18 protein-coding genes and 1 pseudogene are annotated in these 18,210 nt (G+C 64.2%); 4 read left to right on the top strand and 15 right to left on the bottom strand.

All coding sequences use genetic code 11. The annotated features are described in order from the left end of the window. The first annotated feature begins 35 nt into the window (after positions 1-35). Entirely contained in the window at positions 36-713 is a 678-nt protein-coding gene (locus J2R76_RS39805; protein ID WP_229193290.1) for a GntR family transcriptional regulator, read from the top strand. A 37-nt stretch (positions 714-750) separates the two neighbouring features. Here the strand turns inward: J2R76_RS39805 and J2R76_RS39800 are convergent, their stop codons facing one another. The 8 genes and pseudogenes from J2R76_RS39800 to J2R76_RS39765 all read right to left on the bottom strand — a co-directional run bounded on the left by J2R76_RS39800 (position 751) and on the right by J2R76_RS39765 (position 8,555). After that, the gene (locus J2R76_RS39800; protein WP_253625911.1) at positions 751-1,911 is read right to left on the bottom strand and encodes an acyl-CoA dehydrogenase family protein; all 1,161 of its coding nucleotides are present in this window, start codon (positions 1,909-1,911) and stop codon (positions 751-753) included. 121 nt (positions 1,912-2,032) lie between these two features. Next, entirely contained in the window at positions 2,033-2,800 is a 768-nt protein-coding gene (locus J2R76_RS39795; RefSeq protein WP_076834289.1) for a crotonase/enoyl-CoA hydratase family protein, read from the bottom strand. Positions 2,801-2,820: 20 nt separating this feature from the next. Continuing rightward, positions 2,821-3,603, bottom strand: coding sequence for an SDR family NAD(P)-dependent oxidoreductase (locus tag J2R76_RS39790; RefSeq protein WP_028336964.1), 783 nt, complete (start codon positions 3,601-3,603; stop codon positions 2,821-2,823). An 18-nt stretch (positions 3,604-3,621) separates the two neighbouring features. Next, positions 3,622-4,872 carry an acetyl-CoA C-acetyltransferase gene (locus J2R76_RS39785; protein ID WP_141339843.1) on the bottom strand — a complete coding sequence of 417 codons (1,251 nt, stop codon included), beginning with the start codon at positions 4,870-4,872 and terminating at the stop codon, positions 3,622-3,624. Between the two features lie 216 nt (positions 4,873-5,088). Further along, positions 5,089-5,352 (bottom strand): annotated as a pseudogene (locus J2R76_RS39780) (helix-turn-helix domain-containing protein); the annotation flags it as partial. Positions 5,353-5,355: 3 nt separating this feature from the next. Next, complete coding sequence (locus tag J2R76_RS39775; protein WP_141339845.1) at positions 5,356-5,769, bottom strand: hypothetical protein; 414 nt, start codon at positions 5,767-5,769, stop codon at positions 5,356-5,358. An 804-nt stretch (positions 5,770-6,573) separates the two neighbouring features. Next, positions 6,574-7,785: a CaiB/BaiF CoA-transferase family protein gene (locus J2R76_RS39770; RefSeq protein WP_076834220.1), complete on the bottom strand. Its 1,212-nt coding sequence runs from the start codon at positions 7,783-7,785 to the stop codon at positions 6,574-6,576. A 2-nt stretch (positions 7,786-7,787) separates the two neighbouring features. Further along, positions 7,788-8,555 (bottom strand): enoyl-CoA hydratase/isomerase family protein, encoded by a 768-nt coding sequence (locus J2R76_RS39765; RefSeq protein WP_092083035.1) that lies wholly within the window; start codon positions 8,553-8,555, stop codon positions 7,788-7,790. A gap of 249 nt (positions 8,556-8,804) precedes the next feature. Between J2R76_RS39765 and J2R76_RS39760 the strand changes: the two genes are divergently transcribed. Beyond that, positions 8,805-9,881, top strand: coding sequence for an AraC family transcriptional regulator (locus tag J2R76_RS39760; protein ID WP_253625910.1), 1,077 nt, complete (start codon positions 8,805-8,807; stop codon positions 9,879-9,881). Here J2R76_RS39760 and J2R76_RS39755 read toward each other — a convergent pair. The 4 genes from J2R76_RS39755 to J2R76_RS39740 are packed head-to-tail and all read right to left on the bottom strand — an operon-like array spanning position 9,844 to position 13,413. Further along, positions 9,844-9,996, bottom strand: a complete 153-nt coding sequence (locus J2R76_RS39755) for a hypothetical protein (protein WP_158074242.1) — start codon at positions 9,994-9,996, stop codon at positions 9,844-9,846. The two genes, J2R76_RS39760 and J2R76_RS39755, sit on opposite strands and share 38 nt — an antisense overlap. A 15-nt stretch (positions 9,997-10,011) precedes the next feature. Beyond that, on the bottom strand, positions 10,012-11,367 hold the full coding sequence (gene fahA, locus J2R76_RS39750; protein ID WP_253625909.1) for a fumarylacetoacetase: 1,356 nt from the start codon (positions 11,365-11,367) through the stop codon (positions 10,012-10,014). Between the two features lie 37 nt (positions 11,368-11,404). Continuing rightward, positions 11,405-13,099, bottom strand: a complete 1,695-nt coding sequence (gene actP, locus J2R76_RS39745; RefSeq protein WP_256521317.1) for a cation/acetate symporter ActP — start codon at positions 13,097-13,099, stop codon at positions 11,405-11,407. Further along, a complete protein-coding gene (locus J2R76_RS39740) occupies positions 13,096-13,413 on the bottom strand; it encodes a DUF485 domain-containing protein (RefSeq protein ID WP_253625908.1) in 318 nt (105 codons plus the stop codon). The genes actP and J2R76_RS39740 overlap by 4 nt, the downstream gene beginning before the upstream one ends. A 627-nt stretch (positions 13,414-14,040) precedes the next feature. Between J2R76_RS39740 and J2R76_RS39735 the strand changes: the two genes are divergently transcribed. After that, positions 14,041-14,238, top strand: a complete 198-nt coding sequence (locus tag J2R76_RS39735; protein WP_076834229.1) for a hypothetical protein — start codon at positions 14,041-14,043, stop codon at positions 14,236-14,238. A 267-nt stretch (positions 14,239-14,505) separates the two neighbouring features. Further along, positions 14,506-14,670: a hypothetical protein gene (locus J2R76_RS39730; RefSeq protein WP_158074243.1), complete on the top strand. Its 165-nt coding sequence runs from the start codon at positions 14,506-14,508 to the stop codon at positions 14,668-14,670. Between the two features lie 300 nt (positions 14,671-14,970). Here the strand turns inward: J2R76_RS39730 and J2R76_RS39725 are convergent, their stop codons facing one another. The 3 genes from J2R76_RS39725 to J2R76_RS39715 are packed head-to-tail and all read right to left on the bottom strand — an operon-like array spanning position 14,971 to position 18,200. After that, the gene (locus tag J2R76_RS39725; RefSeq protein WP_253625907.1) at positions 14,971-16,197 is read right to left on the bottom strand and encodes a Zn-dependent hydrolase; all 1,227 of its coding nucleotides are present in this window, start codon (positions 16,195-16,197) and stop codon (positions 14,971-14,973) included. Beyond that, complete coding sequence (locus J2R76_RS39720; protein ID WP_253625906.1) at positions 16,194-17,024, bottom strand: gamma-glutamyl-gamma-aminobutyrate hydrolase family protein; 831 nt, start codon at positions 17,022-17,024, stop codon at positions 16,194-16,196. The genes J2R76_RS39725 and J2R76_RS39720 overlap by 4 nt, the downstream gene beginning before the upstream one ends. Before the next feature lie 3 nt (positions 17,025-17,027). Next, positions 17,028-18,200 (bottom strand): iron-containing alcohol dehydrogenase, encoded by a 1,173-nt coding sequence (locus J2R76_RS39715; protein ID WP_057020603.1) that lies wholly within the window; start codon positions 18,198-18,200, stop codon positions 17,028-17,030. Positions 18,201-18,210 lie beyond the last annotated feature (10 nt).

The following is an 18,210-nucleotide window of genomic DNA, read 5'->3' as shown; positions in this document are numbered from 1 at the left end:
TCGGAGTTCCCAGCGAGAGGCGGCCACGACCACCGATGGACCAGAATTTGCGAGAACAGGTGCTGCAGCGGGTGCGGGCCGAGATCATTTCCGGGCAGAGCCTTCCGGGCACGATGTATTCGGTGCCGAGTCTCGCGGCGAGCCTCGGCGTCTCCTCAACGCCGGTGCGCGAGGCGCTGCTCGAGCTCAGCCGCGGCGGCCTGGTCGAGCCGATGCGCAACCGCGGCTTCAAGGTGGTGGAGCCGACGCTGACCGAACTGCGCAACTTGTTCGACATGCGCGAAGTGCTCGAGCTGCACGCCGCCGTGCTGGTCGCCGCCAATCCACCGAAGGATCTAACAATCGTACGCGGCTGGGCCGACCAGATCGCCAGGGCCGTGGAGACCGACGACGTCCAGCTCTATCTGGAAGCCGACCGCAACTATCATCGCGAGTTCATCGCGGCCGCCGGCAACGACCTGCTGACCGACACGGTGATGGGCCTGCGCGACAAGATGCGGCTTTACGGCATCAGCTCCCGCGCCGGCCACGAGCGGCAGCAAGCGTCAGTGCCCGAGCACTACCGGTTGATCGAGCTCGCGCTCGCCGGCGAGACCGAGGCGCTGACCACCCTGCTGCGCACTCACATCCGCTCCTGGGAGCCGATCTTCGTCGATGCATTGCTGCGCTCGAAGGAGCATGCGCGCGAACCACTGCGGCAGGCCCGCGGCTGACGCGGAGCGGAGGCAGCTAGGCGGTGATGGTGACCGGCTAGTCCAGAATGCTCTTGTAGTGCTCCGAGAAGACATCGCGGCCGATGATCAGCCGCATCACTTCGGAGCTTCCAGCGAGGATTCGATTGACGCGTGCATCGGTGAACATGCGGCTGATCGGATATTCGTCCATGTATCCCGCGCCGCCGTGCAACTGGACGCCAAGATCGAGCATCTTCCACTCGACCTCCGACGACATCATCTTGGCCTTGGCGCCCATGTTGCTGGTCAGGCGTCCGGCATTGTGCTCGGCCACGCAGTGATCGACATAGACCTGCACGAGATCGATTTCGGCATCCATCTCCGCCATGCGGAACTGGGTATTCTGCTGTTCGGCGAGCGGCCGGCCGAACAATTTGCGGTCCATCACGTAAGCGCGCGTGATGTCGAACGCCTTGCGGCCGTTGGCGATCGATCCGACCGCGGAGATCAGCCGCTCCTCGGCAAGGCCTTCCATCAGATAGTAGAAGCCCCTGCCGGGTTCTCCGAGCACGTTGGCCTTGGGCACCTTCACATTGTTGAAGAACAGTTCGGCAGTGTCCTGCGCCGGCATGCCCATCTTCTTGAGATTGCGGCCGCGCTCAAAACCTTCCATGCCGCGCTCGACGATCAGGAGCACCATGGCATGCTTCTTCTCGGCGCCCGCGAGCTTGGCCGCCACGAGCACCACGTCGGAATTGATTCCGTTGGAAATATAGGTCTTCGAGCCATTGAGCAGGAAATGATCGCCCTTGTCTTCCGCCGTGGTCCGCATGCCGGCGAGGTCCGAGCCCGCGCCGGGTTCGGTCATCGCGATGGCCAGGATGGTCTCGCCGCTGACGCATTTCGGCAGGAACCGGTCGCGCTGCTCCTCGGTGCCGAAGCGTTTGAAGTAAGAACCGACCAGTCGGCTGTGCAGCGTGTTGAACCAGCCCTTGCAGCCCGAGCGCGCGGTCTCCTCGATGATGATCTGCTCGTAACGAAAGTCCTCGTCGCCCATTCCGCCGTATTTTTCCTCGGGCCAGATCATCAGGAAGCCGAGGTCACCGGCCTTCTTGAACGCGCCGCGGTCGACGATGCCGGCTTCCCGCCACTCCTCCATGTGAGGCGTGATCTCGCTGGCGAGGAACTTGCGGTAGGAGTCGCGGAAAATAACCTGGTCTTCGGTAAAGCTGCGCATCAATCACCCAATAGCGCTCTCATGGAACCCCGCCGGCGTGCGGCGAGGCATCGTAAAAAGTTTAGAGCGCCGGTTCTGCTTCGATCAAAACCGACGCTCCGTCATCGAAACAGGCGATGCCCTACTTGCCCTTCCAGTTCGGCGCGCGCTTTTCGGCAAAGGCAGCCGCGCCCTCGCGGGCATCCTCGGATACGAAGACAGGACCGACGATCTCCTGCTGCCTCTTCCACATCTCATCTTCCGGCCAGAGCCGGGATTCGACGATCACCTGCTTGGATGCCTTGACGGCGAGCGGGCCGTTGGCGCCGATCGCTGCCGCGAGCTCAAGCGCGGCGTCGAGCGCCGGGCCATCGGTTACGCGATTGATGATGCCGAGTTGATGGGCGCGCTCGGCGCCGAAGAACTCGCCCGTCAATGCGAACTCCATCGCCACACGGAACGGCATCTGGCGCGGCATGCGGATTAGCCCGCCGGCAGCGGCCGCAAGTCCGCGCTTCACCTCGGGGATCCCGAACTTCGCGTTGCGGCTGGCGACGATCATGTCGCACGACAGCGCGATCTCCATCCCGCCGGCGAGCGCGTAGCCGTCGACAGCCGCAATCAGCGGCTTCTTCGGCGGGGCCTCGGTCAGGCCGGCGAAGCCGCGGCCGGGGATCGACGGCCGCTCGCCTTTCAGGAACCCCTTGAGGTCCATGCCCGAGCAGAATGTGCCGCCGGCGCCGGTGATGATGCCGACGCTCAGGGAATCGTCGGCGTCGAGCCGGTCGATCGCCGCGGCCACGCCCTTGGAGAGGGCGAGGTTGGCCGCGTTCTTGGCTTCCGGCCGGTTCAGGGTGATGATCAGTATCGGTCCGCGGACTTCAGTGAGGACCGGGGTTTCTTCGGACATCGCTTTGGTCTCCTGATCGCTCAACGCGGAGCCATGCGGATGGCGCCGTCGAGACGGACGTCTTCACCGTTGAAGTAGCCATTGGTGATCATGGTCAGCGCCAGATGCGCATATTCCTCCGGCATGCCGAGACGCTTCGGGAACGGCACCGACGCGCTGAGCGCGGCCTTGACGTTCTCCGGGGCGCCCTGCAGCAGCGGGGTGTTGAAGATGCCCGGCAGGATGGTGTTGACGCGGATGCCTTCGGCCATCAGGTCGCGCGCGATCGGCAGGGTCATGCCGACCACGCCGGCCTTCGAGGCCGAATAGGCCGCCTGCCCCATCTGGCCGTCTTCGGCCGCGACGGAGGCTGTATTGACGACCGCACCACGCTCGCCGTGCTCCAGCGGAGCCAGCGACAGCATGCCCTGCGCCGACTTGGCGATGCAACGGAAGGTGCCGACGAGGTTGATCTGGATGATGCGGTTGAAGGCGTCGATCGGGAAGTGGGTGGGCTCGCCGGTCTTCTTGTCGCGGCCCGCGGTCTTCACCGCATTGCCGGTGCCGGCGCAGTTCACCAGGATGCGCTCCTGGCCATGTGCTGCGCGGGCCTTGGCAAAGCCCGCATCGACCTGCTCGTCCGAGGTGACATCGACTTTGCAGAACACACCGCCGATTTCCTTGGCGATGGCTTCACCCTTCTCTTCGTTGAAGTCGAAGATCGCGACTTTCACGCCTTGCGCAGCCAGCGCGCGCGAGGTGGCAGCGCCAAGGCCGGAAGCCCCACCGGTGACGACGGCGGCGACCGATGAATCGAGTTTCATGGCAATATCCTTTCGCGATCACATGCGTTCGATGATGATGGCGGGCGCCATGCCGCCGGCGGCACACATGGTGACCAGGCCATAGCGGCCGCCGCTGCGCTCGAGCTCGTCGAGCGCAGTGCCGATCAGGATCGATCCGGTCGCGCCGATCGGATGGCCGAGCGCGATCGAGCCGCCATTGATGTTGACCTTCTCGCGGTCCAGCTCGAGGTCGCGGATGAACTTCTCGGCAACGACCGCGAAAGCCTCGTTGATCTCCCAGACGTCGATGTCGTTCTTGGTCAGGCCGGCCTTGGCCAGAACCTTCTTGGCCGCCGGGACCGGCGCGTTGAGCATCAGGGTCGGATCGTCACCCTGGTTGGCATAGGCCACGATGCGGCCGCGCGGCTTGAGGCCGTGCTTCTCGGCATATGCCTTCGACGTGATCAGCACCGCGGCGGCGCCGTCCACGACGCCCGAGCTGTTGCCGGCATGATGCACGCCCTTCCAGTCGAGGTTAGGATAGCGGCGCTGAATCTGCTTCTTGAAGGTCACGCCGTTGCCGAGATCGAAATCTGCAAGCTGCTCGAAGCTCGGCTTCAGCGAAGCAAGGCCTTCAGCCGTGGTCTCCGGACGCGGGAATTCTTCACGATTGAGCGCAACGCTGCCGTCGTCGTTGAGGACGGGGATCACCGACTTGGCGAAGCGGCCTTCATCGATGGCCCGCTTGGCGCGCTGCTGGCTCGTCAGCGCCAGGGCATCGCAGGCCTCGCGGCTGATCCCCTCGCGCGTCGCGATGGCGTCGCCGCACACGCCCTGGTGCGACTGCGGGTGAATCTCGTCGAGCGCCGGATTGCCCGAACCCATCATCCGCGCCGGCTGCCCGGCCTTGGAGCGCTCGGCTGCCAAGGTCTGTTGGTAGCTCATCATCTCGGTGCCGCCGGCGATGACGCAATCTTCCATCCCCGACATCACCGACGCTGCCGCGAGGTTCACCGAGGTGATGCCGCCGCCGCAGAAACGATCCAGCGTCGTGCCGCTGGCGTTGATATCGTAGCCTGCCGCGAGCGCCGACATGCGTCCGAGATCGCCGCCCTGCTTGCCTTCCTGAGTCGATGTCGACCAGATGATGTCATCGACGGTCGACGTGTCGAGCTTGTTGCGCTCCTTGAGCGCGCCGAGCACCGTCGCGGCCAGATGCTGCGGATGCAGGTGCGACAGCGCTCCCTTGCCCGGCTTGCCGATGCCGCGCGGCGTGCGAACAGCGTCAATGATGTATGCTTCAGACATGCGTTTCCCTTTGCTTCGAATGTTTCGTTAGCTTGCGCTCGTACCGATAGTCCCAGCCGTTTCCGCGAGGCATCAACGGTGTGGCGTCACCGCAAGCGGCTCGGCAATCGAGTTGCGCTGATCTTCGAAGTACCCGAAGCGCGGCACCTGGCGGAGTTGCGGCTCGTCGGCGCAGGCAGGCTTGTCGCAACCATGCGCAAACAACGGCGCGCCGGGCGCGGCGGCGTGGGGACCGAGAGCATATTTTTGCTCTTGCGGCAGATAGATCAGCTGGCCGATCTGGGTAAGCGTCAAGGTGAGACGCGACACCGTCGATCGGGGAAGACCACAGCGATCGGCGATTTCGCGATTTCCCAGGCGTATGCTTCGACCTTCGAAGCAACGCACGATGTCGAATGCGCGCGACACCACCTGGATCACGCGCCGGTTGTCCGTGCCGGTGGTCTCTTGCGCCATCAGTACCTCAGATCGACGTCCCATCGTTTACGCCTCACTCCTCATTTTCCATACGGGTGATCGAAGCCCACTCTGCTTCGGGCGGCAGACGCCGATCCGCGACATCACGGCCGGGCGCGCATCGCTCGCGCGCCCGAACTGATGTGCGGGATTCGGCGGCAGGGGTCCGCGGCGCGCTCCGCGTGGGCGGCTGCAGCGGTGCTGCACGAGTTTTTCCGGGATCGACGGTTTGACGCGATGGCCGGTCGCTCCGGCGTTCGGTCTGCCCGCGGTGATCACACCGACGTTGCGCTCGGCAAAGCGTGCGGCGGGCTCGGCAAGGTCATTCTCAGCCTGTTCGAGGCCGCTGCGCACGGAATGCACGAGCACCTTGTTTTCCAGCCAAGTGAGGCCGCGGCCGCGCGGGGCAAGCAGCTTCGGATGTCTCTGGCCGGCCAGCATCAGGCGGATTCTTTCCCTAGGGTTTTGGGCTTTAATTAATTGATTAATTAGTCAGGTGATTAAAGTGGGCGCTCTCCCCTGTCAACCGCCCTCGCTGCAGGGCGTCCCCGCGCTCAGCCCGCACCTTCACCCCAACGCCTGTCAGCGCAGTGATCGCGGACCTGTCGTGATGAACTTCGTCAGATTCAGACCGCTGCCGAACGGCGATCGAAATTCCGCGCGCGATAGCGGACATGCCCCGACGATTTGCCGGCCGGTGCGAAACGCAGGCGCGAGCAATTGAGGGGGGAGATCAGGAAGCGGCGTGAGGAAGCAGGCGATAGCGGTTGCCGGAACAGACGCGACCGCTGGCCGGGATGACCGCTACGAGGGCGGACTTAAGCTATGAAAGCTTGGTGGGCGCACCAGGGCTCGCGTGCATTGAACCTCCAGTTTGATTTCCTCTTGTCGGAATGGGGCAAGGCAAATTTCGAGCGAGCCCGGACCAACTAACGATAAGGCGTCGGGGATTCGAGGCGCTGGTCCGCTGCATCGCTAAGCCCACTATTCTCGAAGCCCTCTTTTCTACCTACGGGCAGGCAAACTCGCGGGGTCGCCTCCTGATACCCCGTCAAAGGCCTCCTTTCGCCCGCAATTCCACTGCGAGAGGGTTGGAACCAGTTAGGTGCCGGCCTCGGGAGGCTCGCGTCGCGAAATGTCGGTTGCGGAAAGTGCCGAGAAGGTCGGAGCGGATCGCTCGATGTCGTCGGATTCCTCCTCCATCCAATTGAAGCGATCTTTTTGCCATGCCCGGACAAGCTCCGCCTATCGCCGGCTGAGCAGGATGTTGCGGTGCTGCAGATCCTTGATCCTCTCGGGCGCAAAGTCGAGCTGGCCAAGGACGTCTTCATTGTGCTCGCCCTGATAGGCCGGCATGCCGGGCGACGGCAGTTCCGAGCGGCTGAAGATCCAGGGATTGCCCGGCATTCGGACCAATCCGCCGGCCCGGTCATCGACCTCGACCACGGCATTCCACTCCTTGGCCCAATCGGTCTCCACGAACTCGTTGACGGTGCGCACGCGCCCAACCGCGAGCCCGGCTTCACTGACTTGCGCCTGCAACTGCTCGAGATTCTCGAACGTCGTAATCCAGGCGCGGATTTCGGCGAGCAACGGCGCGAGGTTCTGCCGGCGCAGGCTGGCGGTGGCGTAGCGGGCATCGGCCAGCAGATCGCTTCGCCGCATCATCGCGCAGTAGCGCGTGAACATCGGCGAATAGATCGGGCTGGCGGCGATCGTCAGGCGGGTGCCGTCGGACATCTCGAAGATGTGCGACTCATTGGCCGACAGCGCGATAGGCTCGCCGTCGGTGTCGATCCCCGACATCATCGCGCCGGCGCGCTCGTTGACCGACAGCATCGTCGCAGCCATCGACACGTCGACGTGCTGTCCCTCGCCGGTGCGGTTGCGATGCTGGAGCGCGGCGAGCACGGCGATCACGCCCTGCAGCCCGGTATAGACATCGGCATGGCTGCATGAATCGCCGCGTGGCTCCGACAATGCCGCACCGAAATGGTCCTGCACGATCGAGGTCAGGCCGGTCTCGGCCTGCACGGTAGGCGCAAAGGCCGGCCGGTTGCGCCAGGAGGTCGACTGCCCGTAGCCGCTCAGCGAGACATAGATGATGCCGGGGTTGAAGGCACGGACGTCGTCGTAGCTGAAGCCGAACCGCGCCAAGGTGCCGGGACGGAAATTCTCGACGATGACGTCGGCTCCCCTACACAGGCGGGTGACTATCTCGCGTCCCTCAACATAGTTCAGGTCGATGCTGAGATTCCGCTTGCCGGCGTTCTGCTGCACGAAATAGAGACCCATACCACCGACGTAAGGCAGTCCGGCGCGGCCAATGTCGCCGGACGGCGGCTCGATCTTGGTGACCTCGGCGCCGAGGTCACGCAGCGCCTTGGTGCAATGCGGACCGGCCAGCACGCGAGTGAAATCGACCACCCGCAATCCCTGAAGAGGCGCAGCCGACATCGTCAGTCTCCCTCGAAGACAGCTGTTGCCGGGCCCGACGCGAAGAAAGCGTCGGCGCCGCGCTGGCGATCCCTGGCCTTCCAGATCATGTCGTTGATCTCGACCTGTCGCGCGTCGGCAGCGGCGACGCCGCCGCGCGCCTGCAGGTTCGCCTGCATCTTGATGCCCGCGATGACCTTGGTCGGGCCAGCGGCGAGCTGCCGCGCCATGGTCATCGATGAAGCGCCCAATTCGGCTTCCGGGACGACGAGGTTGATGATGCCCCAGCGTTCGAACGCCTCGGGCGTGTGACGGCGGCCGAGCATCGCGATCTCCTTGGCCCGCGCGATGCCGGCGCGTTGCGCGATGCGCTGCGTGCCGCCGAGCAGCGGCAGCAACCCGACCGCAACCTCGACCTGGCCGAGGAACGCGGTGTTCGCTGCGATAATCATGTCGCAGGTCAGCGCGAGCTCAAGCCCGCCGCCAAGCACGCCGCCATTGACGGCGGCAACCGTGGGAACCGGTACATCCTCGAGACTACGCCAGATTTTTTCGAGACCGGCCTGATCGGTGTGCAGCTTGGTGCCGATTCCCCAGGACGCCATCTCCGCGCCGGCGCAGAAGTGCCGCATCGAGCTACGCAGAAGGATAGCGCGGCAGCCGGCCGCAACCACCGCGTGGTAGGCGCCGACCACATCGTTGATGAGCTGGTCGTCGAGCAAATTGTGCGGCGGCTTCGCCAGCGTCACCACGCCAACCTTGCCGTCCATCTCGTGAAGTACTGTCGTCATCAGGTTCCCTCCGCTCGATACAAAAGCCGGCCGGCAGCGCTTTCGACGCAGCGTCACGGCGGTCAGACGTCTCCTCGCTGCGGGCCTGCCCGGCGCAGATCCCGCTGTTCTGATGATTTGAATGTCGTCCGTCATAACAAACGTGACAACGTCAAGCTCTGCCAATTATGATGTCGAAGATTGCCAAACGGCCGGAAGAGCCGTTCGTCGGCCTGTCAATCTGTGCCAGCCGGACGTGGAGGAAGTGCCATGAAGCCGATCAAGATCGTGATGCCGATCTCGAGCGACCCCGATGCGCCGACGCAGAGCCTGCTCGGACTCGGCGCGCTGGCCGCCGAGCTGGCGGCGCAGGGCGTGTCGGTTCGGGAGCTGTTTGCACGGACCGGTCTCGATGCCTCCCAGCTCGAGGATCCCCACGCTCGCATCTCGCACCGCCAGCGGCTGGCGATCTACCGCAACGCGATGCGGTTGGCGAAGCGCTCTGATATAGGGTTGCTCGCAGGCGCTCGGCAGCGCATCAGCGATTACGGCATTTACGGCTATGCGCTGGTGTCGAGCCGGACATTCGGCGAAGCGCTGATGTTCTCACTCGATCACATCACCATGGCCGGGCCGGCGGTCAGGCAGATCAGCTTCCGGATCGAGCACGGGACGACCGCGATCCTTCGCAGCCATGGGCTCGACCCGCTCGGCGAGCTGCTGCCGTTCGCCGCGGAATTCTGGCGCAGCTCGATGACCGCGGTGTTCAGCCGCATCCTCGAGTCGCCGTTCCCGAGCAAGAGGATGATCTTTCCGTTTGCCGCACCCGTGCACTGGCGCAACTACGAGCGGATGTTCAACTGCCCGATCGACTTCGGCGCCGATCGCATGGAATGGCATTTCGATGCCAAGGTGCTCGATCTGCCCTGCCCCAATGCAAACCCGATCACCGCGAAGATCTGCCAGCAGCTCTGTGACGTCGTCTTGACCGAGCATCCCGGCGAATCCGAGCTAGTAAGGCGGATCAGAGCCGCCTGCCTCAACAGCCCCAGCCGATTTGCGGGCGCGCCGGAGATCGCATCCAAGCTCGGGCTGTCGTTGCGAACGTTCCACCGCAGGCTGGCGGAGGACGGGCAGTCGTTCCAGTCGATCGTCGACGGGATGCGGCAGTCGATTGCGACAGAGTTGCTCGAGAACACCAATCTGGCCATCGATCAGGTCGCCGAGCGTGTCGGCTTTGCCGACGCTACCAGCTTCCGCAAGGCGTTCAAGAAGTGGACCAACCGCTCGCCGTCGGACTTCCGTCACCCTACAGCGCAGCCGCCAGCAGCGTCGCCAGACGCGTGACCAGCAGCAGCGATAACCCGACCGCCAATGTCAGGAGCTGTCCGAAGCGGAAGTCGTCTGGATCGAGCGCCGCGTTCTGGAGCTGTGCGTAGGTTAGCAGCGACTGACACTCCATATCACCCTCCCGCCATCAGGCATGGTTGTTTCCGGCAATCACGGCATCGACGGGCCCGATCCTGCCGACGCATGAGCCGAAGCCGATGCCCGCAAAACCTTCCAGGCTGCAGCGGCCGCGGAAGGTGACCTCGTCGCCGTCCTCGAGGAAGCCGCGGCGCTCGCCGCTCGGAAGCACGGCCGGCCGTGATCCGGCGGCGGTGAACTCGAGCATGCTCGAAAGCTGCGCCGGGCTAGGCCCCGAAATGGTGCCAGTGCCGATCAGGTCGCCCGGCAGCAGATTGCAGCCATTGATGCTGTGATGCGCGATCATCTGCGCCGGGGTCCAGTACAGGTATTTGGCATTGGATGTGAGAATCGCCGCGGCGGGCTGGTTCGCGGCGCGCATCTGCGCGGTCGAGAGCAGGACCTCGAGGTGGACATCGAGTCCGCCGTGCGATTGATCGGCCGCGTCGAACAGATAGTCGAGCGGACGCGGATCGCCGTCCGGCCGCGCCAGCGCCGCGACGCGGAACGGCGCCAGCGCATCCGACGTGACGACCCACGGTGACACCGAGGTAGCAAAACTCTTGCTGAGGAACGGTCCAAGCGGAAACATCTCCCAGCGCTGGATGTCGCGCGCCGACCAGTCGTTCAGCAGCGAATAGCCGACGATCTGCTGCGATGCTTCGGCGATCGGGACGGGATTGCCGAGCCGGTTGCCGGCAGCGAGGTAGAAGCCCATCTCGAGCTCGAAATCCAGCCGTTCGCACGGGCCAAAGCCCGGCGCTGCGCCCGCCACCGTGGGCGGGCGTTGCCCGAGTGGCCGTCGCACCATCCCGCGCCCCACTTGCACCGACGAGGCACGGCCGTGATAGGCGATGGGCACCCATTTGTAGTTCGCGGGAAGCGGATTTTCCGGCGTCAGCAGCGCGCCCGCCGCCCGCGCATGATAGATGCCGGCGTAGAAGTCCGTGTAGTTCGAGATGCGTGTGGGCAGATGCAGCGTCGCATCCGCGATCGACGTCAGCAATTCGGAGGCGCGGCGCCTGGTGTCATTGGCCGCGCTGCCCTGCCCCAGCAGATCGGCGGCGCGGCGGCGCAGCTCCCGCATCGCCATAGGTCCGAGCGCGAACAGCGCATTGAGCGTGCCTTGCTGGAGCGCCTGGCGGATCGGCGCCGCGAGGTGCTCATCGGAACCGAGCGCTCGCTTCAAGTCGAAGACGAAATCTCCGATCGCGGTGCCGATCCGGGGCTGCGGATCGGCCGCGGTGCTGAAGATGCCAAGCGGCAGATTCTGGATCGGGAAGTCGGTCGCGCTGCCGTTTGCCGTCTCGACAAAACTCCGCCGTGCCGGGTCGTGGGTCTCGTCGAGTTGAACTGCGTTGGTCATGCTGCCTTCCAGGTTCCTCGATCCGTGCCGTCCATTGTCACGGGGCTGCGGCTGCGAGAGCCGGCCGCTCGCTGGCCAAAGCCGCTCCGATCTCGGATTGGATGAACTGCGCCGCAAACGCCTCGCGTTCGCGCGCAGCGCGCTCGCTGCGATCCGTTACCGAGAACAGCCAGACGAACAGGAAGGCGAGCGGCATCGAGACCAGAGCCGGATTGTCGTAGGGGAACAGCGCCGTCGGAAAGCCGAGGACGGCGATCCAGACCGTCTTGCTCAGCACGACCAGCACGACCGACGCGACGAGGCCCGCGAGACCGCCGGCGACGGCGCCGCGCGTCGTGGTGCCACGCCAGAACATCGCCATCGCCAGCACCGGAAAATTGCAGCTCGCGGCCACCGACAACGCAAGTCCGGCCATGAACGCCACGTTCTGGTTCTCGAAGGCGTAGGCCAGCAGAACCGCAACGACGCCGATGGCCACAGCCGAGACCTTCGAGACCAGCAGTTCGCGCGCTTCGGATGCCTTGCCGCCGGCCAGCACCTGGCCGTAGATGTCATGACTGACGGCGGAGGCGCCGGCGAGCGTCAGGCCGGCGACGACGGCAAGGATGGTCGCGAATGCCACCGCGGAGATGAATCCGAGCAGCAGCGGACCGCCCATCGCGTGGGCGAGATGGATCGACGCCATGTTCGGCCCGCCAACCAGATCGGCGATCTTGTTGAACTGCCCGGATGCCGCGACATTGAAATAGCTCGGATCCGTCATAAGGATCGCTGCGGCGGCAAAGCCCAGCACCGGAATGATCCAGCAGAAATACGCGACGCAGGCCGTCGCATAGAACACCGATTTGCGGGCCGCGGCGGCGTCCTTCACCGTGAAGAACCGCATAAGGATATGCGGCAGGCCGGCAGTGCCGAACACTAGCGCGAGGCCGAGCGAGATGGCGGACACCGGTTCGGCGAACAGTCCGCCGGGGACCAGAATAGCGGCTCCCTTGGGATGGACGTGGCTTGCGGCCTCCAGCAGCCGTCCAAGGCTGAACTCGAAATGCCACAGGGCAGCCAGCGCGAGCAGCGTTCCGCCGCACAGCAGCAGCACTGCCTTGGTGATCTGAACCCAAGTGGTCGCCTGCATGCCGCCCACGATCACATAAAGGATCATCAGCACGCCGACGCCGAGCACGGCGAAGATGTAGTTGATGCCGAAAAGCAGCTGGATCACCTTGCCCGCGCCGATCAGCTGCGCGATCAGGTAGAACAGCACAACGACGAGACTTCCGGTCGCGGCGACGAGCCGGACCGGCGTCCGCTGCAGGCGAAACGCGGCGGCATCCGCGAAGGTGTAGCTGCCCAGATTGCGCATACGCTCCGACATCAGGAACAGCACTATCGGCCATCCCGTGAGAAAGCCGAGCGCGTAAATGAAGCCGTCGAAGCCGTTGGCGTAGACCAGCGCGGATATGCCGAGAAATGCGGCCGCCGACAGGAAATCGCCAGCGGTCGCCAGACCGTTCTGCACCGGCGTGATCGCGTGTCCGGCGGTGTAGAAGCCCGCCTTCGATCCGGTGCTGCCGGCCGAGCGCCAGGTGATGACGAGCGTGACGGCGACGATAATCAGGAACATTCCGATCGCGATCCAGTCGGGCCCACGCGCCGCCGCGGCGGACGCGCCCTGGGCCATCGCCGCGAATGGAAACACCACGCAAAGTGCGATCAGCAGCCATCTGGCGATCATCGGCCGAGCTCCAGATTGACTCTGCGCGCGAGTTCGTCGAAGCGCGTGTTCGAGCGCTGAACATAGAAGGCGGTGAAAGCGATGATCGCCGCAACCATGAGAAGGGCGAGCGCGAAGCCGAGCGGCATCGCGCTGCCGGCGAAACTCGCGCCGAGCGCGGCTTTTGCGGTCGAGATCAGCGCAATGAAGCCGAAGAACATGACCAGCGTCAGGATGGAGAGCCACCATCGCAACCTCGCGCGGCCTGAGACGAGCTCTCTGAACGCGCTATCGGCAAGGATTTTTCGCGTGCGCTCGGGCGACAGTTGTGGCATCCGATTCCTCCCTCAGAGACATTTTCCGACCGTCGCGTCCTTCCGCGTGCGTTGCGCCGCAGGGATTCGGGGCTCAGGACGTCTCTGTTCCGAGGCTCCGAGCATTAGAATCCGGACCACATCCGGCAAGGTGATATCCTGCCAAACTCCGGGTGATTTCATGCCATGCTGGGTGCGCCGCGATTGTCGCGCCATCGCCTGTCTCGACATCCCGGGACGATGCACAAGCCGGACAGTCGTAATTCGCCTGTCAGCCGACCTACGGGCTGTCGTCGATGCCTGGGCGGCAAAGCAGGACGATACTCCCGGCCGCTCTGAGGACGTCCGCCGGCTCATCGAGTTCGAGCTAACTGTATCGCCCACGGCGCTGCGCGCTGAACGGCACAGGCCCAGGGAGCGCGCCCGCGAATTGGCAGGCGACGCAATCCACAAGGTGACCGACAGTACAGCCAGCCAAGACGATCAGGCCAGCCGCAAGCGCAAGCTCATCAAAAGGCCGGAGCGGTTTCACAAGGGTACGCCGCGACAGAAATCTAAAATGATCACAGCCTCAAGATCATTGCCCCATAATAGGATCGAAAGCTTGCTTCGCGCGTTGAATGAGTCAGCCCAAATGGGAGGTCAACAATGATTAAAGAGCGAGACCGACGGGCGCCGACGGCTGCGGAACGCGAAGCAAACAAGGCATTCAAAACTGTCAGGCCGAAGGATGCTATGACGGATTACGCCAAAGCGCAAAAAGCGGTCCATGATAATCGAGAGCGCCTAAAGGCCGAACGGCTGGCGCGGGAGGCAGAAGCGGCCAACCGCACAAAAGCAGACTAAGCGTCCCATGTGGATGATCACGGAGGACCAAAGTTTGTGAGGGTGAAATGGCCCTGCACTTCCGCCGAGTCGATACTGAACTGGAGATTTGGATCGCAAGCAGCGACGACTATTCATTCGTCATCAGCAACGAGAGCCGGAGTGGACCTGGATTGCATGGAGAGCCGGGCTTTGTTGCATCATATCGCCCCGACTTTCTGAATATGCCAGCGGCTCACGTATCCGGGTCTCCCTTCAGTTCGTTCGCTGAAGCCGAGCGGGCCTGCAATGCGTTCCTGGGGCGCCTCATCATTAAGGGATGACTACCGTTATCCGCCCGCCGCGGCTATGGCTTCTTCTGCGGCATCGCCGTGGCCGGCCGTTGCGGTCTACGCCGGCAAAGCCAAAGAGCAGACCATCGCCGAATTCCTGCTCAACATCATCCCGAAATAATCCTTCGTGCCCGAAGCGTTTATCGGCTCGTTCAAAAGAAAGGCTTGCAGAGCAAATCGAAGTTTATCGATTGCGATACTGGTTCCGTAACTGGGCTCAATGCGCACGAGGTCCGTCATATGGGTCCAAACCGATCTCGGCGGTCCGCTTCGCCTTGGTCGGCTTTCCTCGCGAAGAAACGCGATCGTCGCTCATACGGTCTGGTTGCAGATTCGAGTCCCGCCGGACCCACCAGCAAATCAGTTACTTGTCGGGTGGTGTCCCTTCATCGCCCATTTAGGATCATCCACCCGAAATGCCTCACGCCTTCGCGGTAACCATTCTCCACAGCACCTCGGTCAGCACCGCGTAGCCCTTGTCGAGGGCCGCGGGCGCCGTGAACTCGCGCGAATTGTGGCTGAGCCCGCCCTCGCTCGGGACGAAGATCAGCGAGGACGGAACAGATTTCTGGATGGCCAGCGCGTCGTGGCCGGTGATGGTCTTGAACGTCATGGCCTTGAAACCGAGATCCGCGGCGACAGAAAGAACCAGTGCCACGCCGCCGGGATCAAGCACGGTCCCCGCTCGCCTCTCGTCGGCAGCGATCGAGATACCAACGCCGATCTCGCCCGACTCACGCGCGATTCGCTTCAGAAAGCGATCGCTGATCGCCGAGACCACGGCTTCGGCCTCATGCCGGATCTCGAACCAGACCCGAACACGGCCCGCCACGACATTCGGCGAGTTGGGATAAACGCTGATGCGCCCCGCGGAGGCATGGGCGCCCGCAGTCTCCCTCGCGACCTCCTGGTACAGCGCCTCGATAGCCCGGGCCGCTGCGCGCAGTGCGTCGCGGCGGAGCGCCATCGGCATCGGTCCGGTGTGCGAGTAGTCGCCTTCGAACATCACCGATATCTTGCGCGTCATCCACGCGCCGGACACTGCGGCAATGTCGCCAGCCGCCTGCTCCAGGCGATCGCCCTGCTCCACATGCAACTCGACATAGCGCACCGGATTGTGTTCGAGGGGCGTCGTCCCGCAATAGCCGATCGCGGCCAGCGCCTCGCCCAAGGTGACGCCCTCTGCGTCGCTGCACGCATATGCATCCTTCAGGCTCAGGGCGCCGGCGAAAACCGAGCTGCCGGTCAGGCTGGGCTGGAAGCGGGCACCCTCCTCATTGGTCCAGTTCACGACGGCGACGTTGCGTCGCGCGGCGCCGGGATTGGCACGGCAACGCTCCCTGACGGCCTCGACCGCGAGGATTCCGGCGAGCACGCCGAAGACCCCGTCATATCGTCCTCCGGTCGGCTGGGAATCGAGGTGCGAGCCGGTCATGACGACGTCCGTGGACGCCGGCGCCAGCATCGCCACGCCAAATAGATTGCCGATCGCGTCGATCCTCGGAACAAGGCCGCGATCGGCGATCTCGTGCAAGAAGAGGTCCCTCGCCTGCTTGTCGCGCGCCGTTCCAGCCAGCCGACACACGCCACCGTCGTCGGTCGCACCGATCCTGGCAAAGCGCGCGATGAGGTCATGCAATGCGGTCATGTTTGCTCCAGCGATGCGATCCAGTTCCTCAGCTCGGTCTGACGGCAATCATGGCTCAGAATGTCGCGGTGAAGTGCCAGTTTCCAGGCGAGATCGCCACGCCGTTCGTCCGCCTCGAGCGCCGAGAGGTCGGCGGCATAACGCGCGAGCGCGTCCAGATCGGCAAAGAAACCCTCGTCAACCAGGAGCTGTCCGTAGCGCCGGATGACGGCGACGACGTCGTGCAGGCGATATTCGGGATGATACTGCACGCCCCAGAATAGCCCGCGACCGAAACGGATCTCCGCCGCCTGAACCTCGCACATGGTATTCCAGGCGGTGACGGTTGCGGACTGCGGAAGGCGGGTGACAATATCGCTGTGGATGGCCGGCGCGTCGAACACCGCCGCACGGCCAGCATGCATGGGATGAGCGCGGCCTTGAGCCGTCAGCATGATCCTTCGCGCGAATCCGACCTCGCGCCCCGCCGGGTTGAGACCGACCTCGCCGCCCGCTGCGACCGTGGCGAGCTGCAAGCCCCAGCACGAGCCGAACATTGGCACTCCGCGAACGAAGATCTCGCGAACGAGGTCGATCTGCCGCAGCGCTTCGACCTCTCGCTGGTAGATATTGAGGGCCGACCCCGTGATCGCGATGCCGTGGTAAGCTTCGAGCGGTTGCGGCAGCGCGAAGCTCGCATCCGCCGGTGTCGCGATGTCGACGACGACCCGAGGTGCAAGCGACCGCAGGACCGCCGCATAGCTCTCCGCAGGCATTGCGCCCGCCGTCTCGGCGATCCGTCGCCGGCCGGCCAGCGTGTTGCCCTCGAGAACGAGCAGCCTCAGCACGGTTCAGCTTCCAAGATCGCCTCGAATGGCGGCCAGCGTCAGCTGCTTGAACTCCGGCTCGGTCAACGGCCGCGGATTGGCACCCGCCGTCGGATCCTTGACGGCATCGGCCGCGATCGTTCCGGCGTCGGTCTCCTTCACCCCGAGCTCGGCGAGCGTATGCGGCACGCCGAGCTTCTTGCGGAAGGCCAGCAGCCAGGACAGCACGGCATCGAAGTCTTGGCTCGGCAGGTTGAGCGCGCGGGCAATGTGCGGAATCTTGTCGGCGATCGCAGCCTTGTTGCAGACCAGGACATAAGGGAAGACCACACCATTGGTCAGCCCGTGATGGGTATCGTATCGGGCGCCGACCGGATGGGATATCGAGTGGATCGCGCCCAACCCCTTCTGGAACGCGGTGGCTCCCATCGAGGCCGCGGCGAACATGTAGGCGCGCGCTTCGAGGTCGCGACCGTTCTCGACCGCGCGCGACAGATAGTTATCGACGATCTTCATCCCCTCCAGTGCGATGCCGTCGGCAAGCGGGTGAAATGCCTTGACGCAGTAGGCCTCGAAGCAGTGCGACAGCGCATCCATGCCGGTTGCCATGGTGAGAAACGGCGAGAGACCGACCGCGAGCTCGGGATCCTCGATTGCGATCCTGGGCATCATCATGGGATGGAAGATGATCTTCTTCTCATGGGTATCCTCACGAGTGATCACACCGGCGCGGCCGACCTCGGACCCCGTGCCTGCCGTCGTCGGCACCGCAATGATCGGCGCGATGCCCTTGGTGTTGGCGCGCGTCCACCAATCGCCGACGTCCTCGAAATCCCAGACCGGGCGCGACTGCGCCACCATGAACGCCACGCATTTGCCGACGTCCAGCGCCGAACCTCCGCCCACCGCAATCACGCCGTCATGACCGCCGGCCTTGAAGGCTTCGACGCCGGCCGTCAGGTTGGTTTCGGTCGGATTGGTCTTCACGTCGGAAAACACGGCGAGCGGAATGCCCGCCTCGCGCACACGGTCGACGATGCTGGCGATGAGATCGGTCTTGGCAAGCCCGTGATCGGTGACCAGCAATGGCCTGGTGAGGCCGTTGGTCTGGCACGCCTCGGGAAGCTCGGCAATGCGGCCCGCGCCGGTAACGACGCGCGTCGGAAAATTCCAGGCGCCGGTGATCTGAACGTCCATGTGCTGCTCT

Origin of the sequence: Bradyrhizobium sp. USDA 4532 (assembly GCF_024171315.1) — a bacterium.
GTDB lineage: Bacteria > Pseudomonadota > Alphaproteobacteria > Rhizobiales > Xanthobacteraceae > Bradyrhizobium > Bradyrhizobium australafricanum.
This window is presented reverse-complemented; position numbering and strand designations above follow the sequence as displayed.

What these genes read in the sequence shown, in the direction of transcription:
- J2R76_RS39790 (WP_028336964.1), bottom strand. Translation starts at nt 3,603, where the DNA reads ATGAAACTCGATTCATCGGTCGCCGCCGTCGTCACCGGTGGGGCTTCC.
- J2R76_RS39795 (WP_076834289.1), bottom strand. Translation starts at nt 2,800, where the DNA reads ATGTCCGAAGAAACCCCGGTCCTCACTGAAGTCCGCGGACCGATACTG.
- J2R76_RS39730 (WP_158074243.1), top strand. Translation starts at nt 14,506, where the DNA reads ATGCGTTCCTGGGGCGCCTCATCATTAAGGGATGACTACCGTTATCCG.
- J2R76_RS39800 (WP_253625911.1), bottom strand. Translation starts at nt 1,911, where the DNA reads ATGCGCAGCTTTACCGAAGACCAGGTTATTTTCCGCGACTCCTACCGC.
- J2R76_RS39770 (WP_076834220.1), bottom strand. Translation starts at nt 7,785, where the DNA reads ATGTCGGCTGCGCCTCTTCAGGGATTGCGGGTGGTCGATTTCACTCGC.
- J2R76_RS39740 (WP_253625908.1), bottom strand. Translation starts at nt 13,413, where the DNA reads ATGCCACAACTGTCGCCCGAGCGCACGCGAAAAATCCTTGCCGATAGC.
- J2R76_RS39785 (WP_141339843.1), bottom strand. Translation starts at nt 4,872, where the DNA reads ATGTCTGAAGCATACATCATTGACGCTGTTCGCACGCCGCGCGGCATC.
- J2R76_RS39765 (WP_092083035.1), bottom strand. Translation starts at nt 8,555, where the DNA reads ATGACGACAGTACTTCACGAGATGGACGGCAAGGTTGGCGTGGTGACG.
- J2R76_RS39775 (WP_141339845.1), bottom strand. Translation starts at nt 5,769, where the DNA reads ATGCTGGCCGGCCAGAGACATCCGAAGCTGCTTGCCCCGCGCGGCCGC.
- J2R76_RS39755 (WP_158074242.1), bottom strand. Translation starts at nt 9,996, where the DNA reads ATGGAGTGTCAGTCGCTGCTAACCTACGCACAGCTCCAGAACGCGGCG.
- J2R76_RS39725 (WP_253625907.1), bottom strand. Translation starts at nt 16,197, where the DNA reads ATGACCGCATTGCATGACCTCATCGCGCGCTTTGCCAGGATCGGTGCG.
- J2R76_RS39760 (WP_253625910.1), top strand. Translation starts at nt 8,805, where the DNA reads ATGAAGCCGATCAAGATCGTGATGCCGATCTCGAGCGACCCCGATGCG.
- fahA (WP_253625909.1), bottom strand. Translation starts at nt 11,367, where the DNA reads ATGACCAACGCAGTTCAACTCGACGAGACCCACGACCCGGCACGGCGG.
- J2R76_RS39715 (WP_057020603.1), bottom strand. Translation starts at nt 18,200, where the DNA reads ATGGACGTTCAGATCACCGGCGCCTGGAATTTTCCGACGCGCGTCGTT.
- J2R76_RS39735 (WP_076834229.1), top strand. Translation starts at nt 14,041, where the DNA reads ATGATTAAAGAGCGAGACCGACGGGCGCCGACGGCTGCGGAACGCGAA.
- J2R76_RS39805 (WP_229193290.1), top strand. Translation starts at nt 36, where the DNA reads ATGGACCAGAATTTGCGAGAACAGGTGCTGCAGCGGGTGCGGGCCGAG.
- actP (WP_256521317.1), bottom strand. Translation starts at nt 13,099, where the DNA reads ATGATCGCCAGATGGCTGCTGATCGCACTTTGCGTGGTGTTTCCATTC.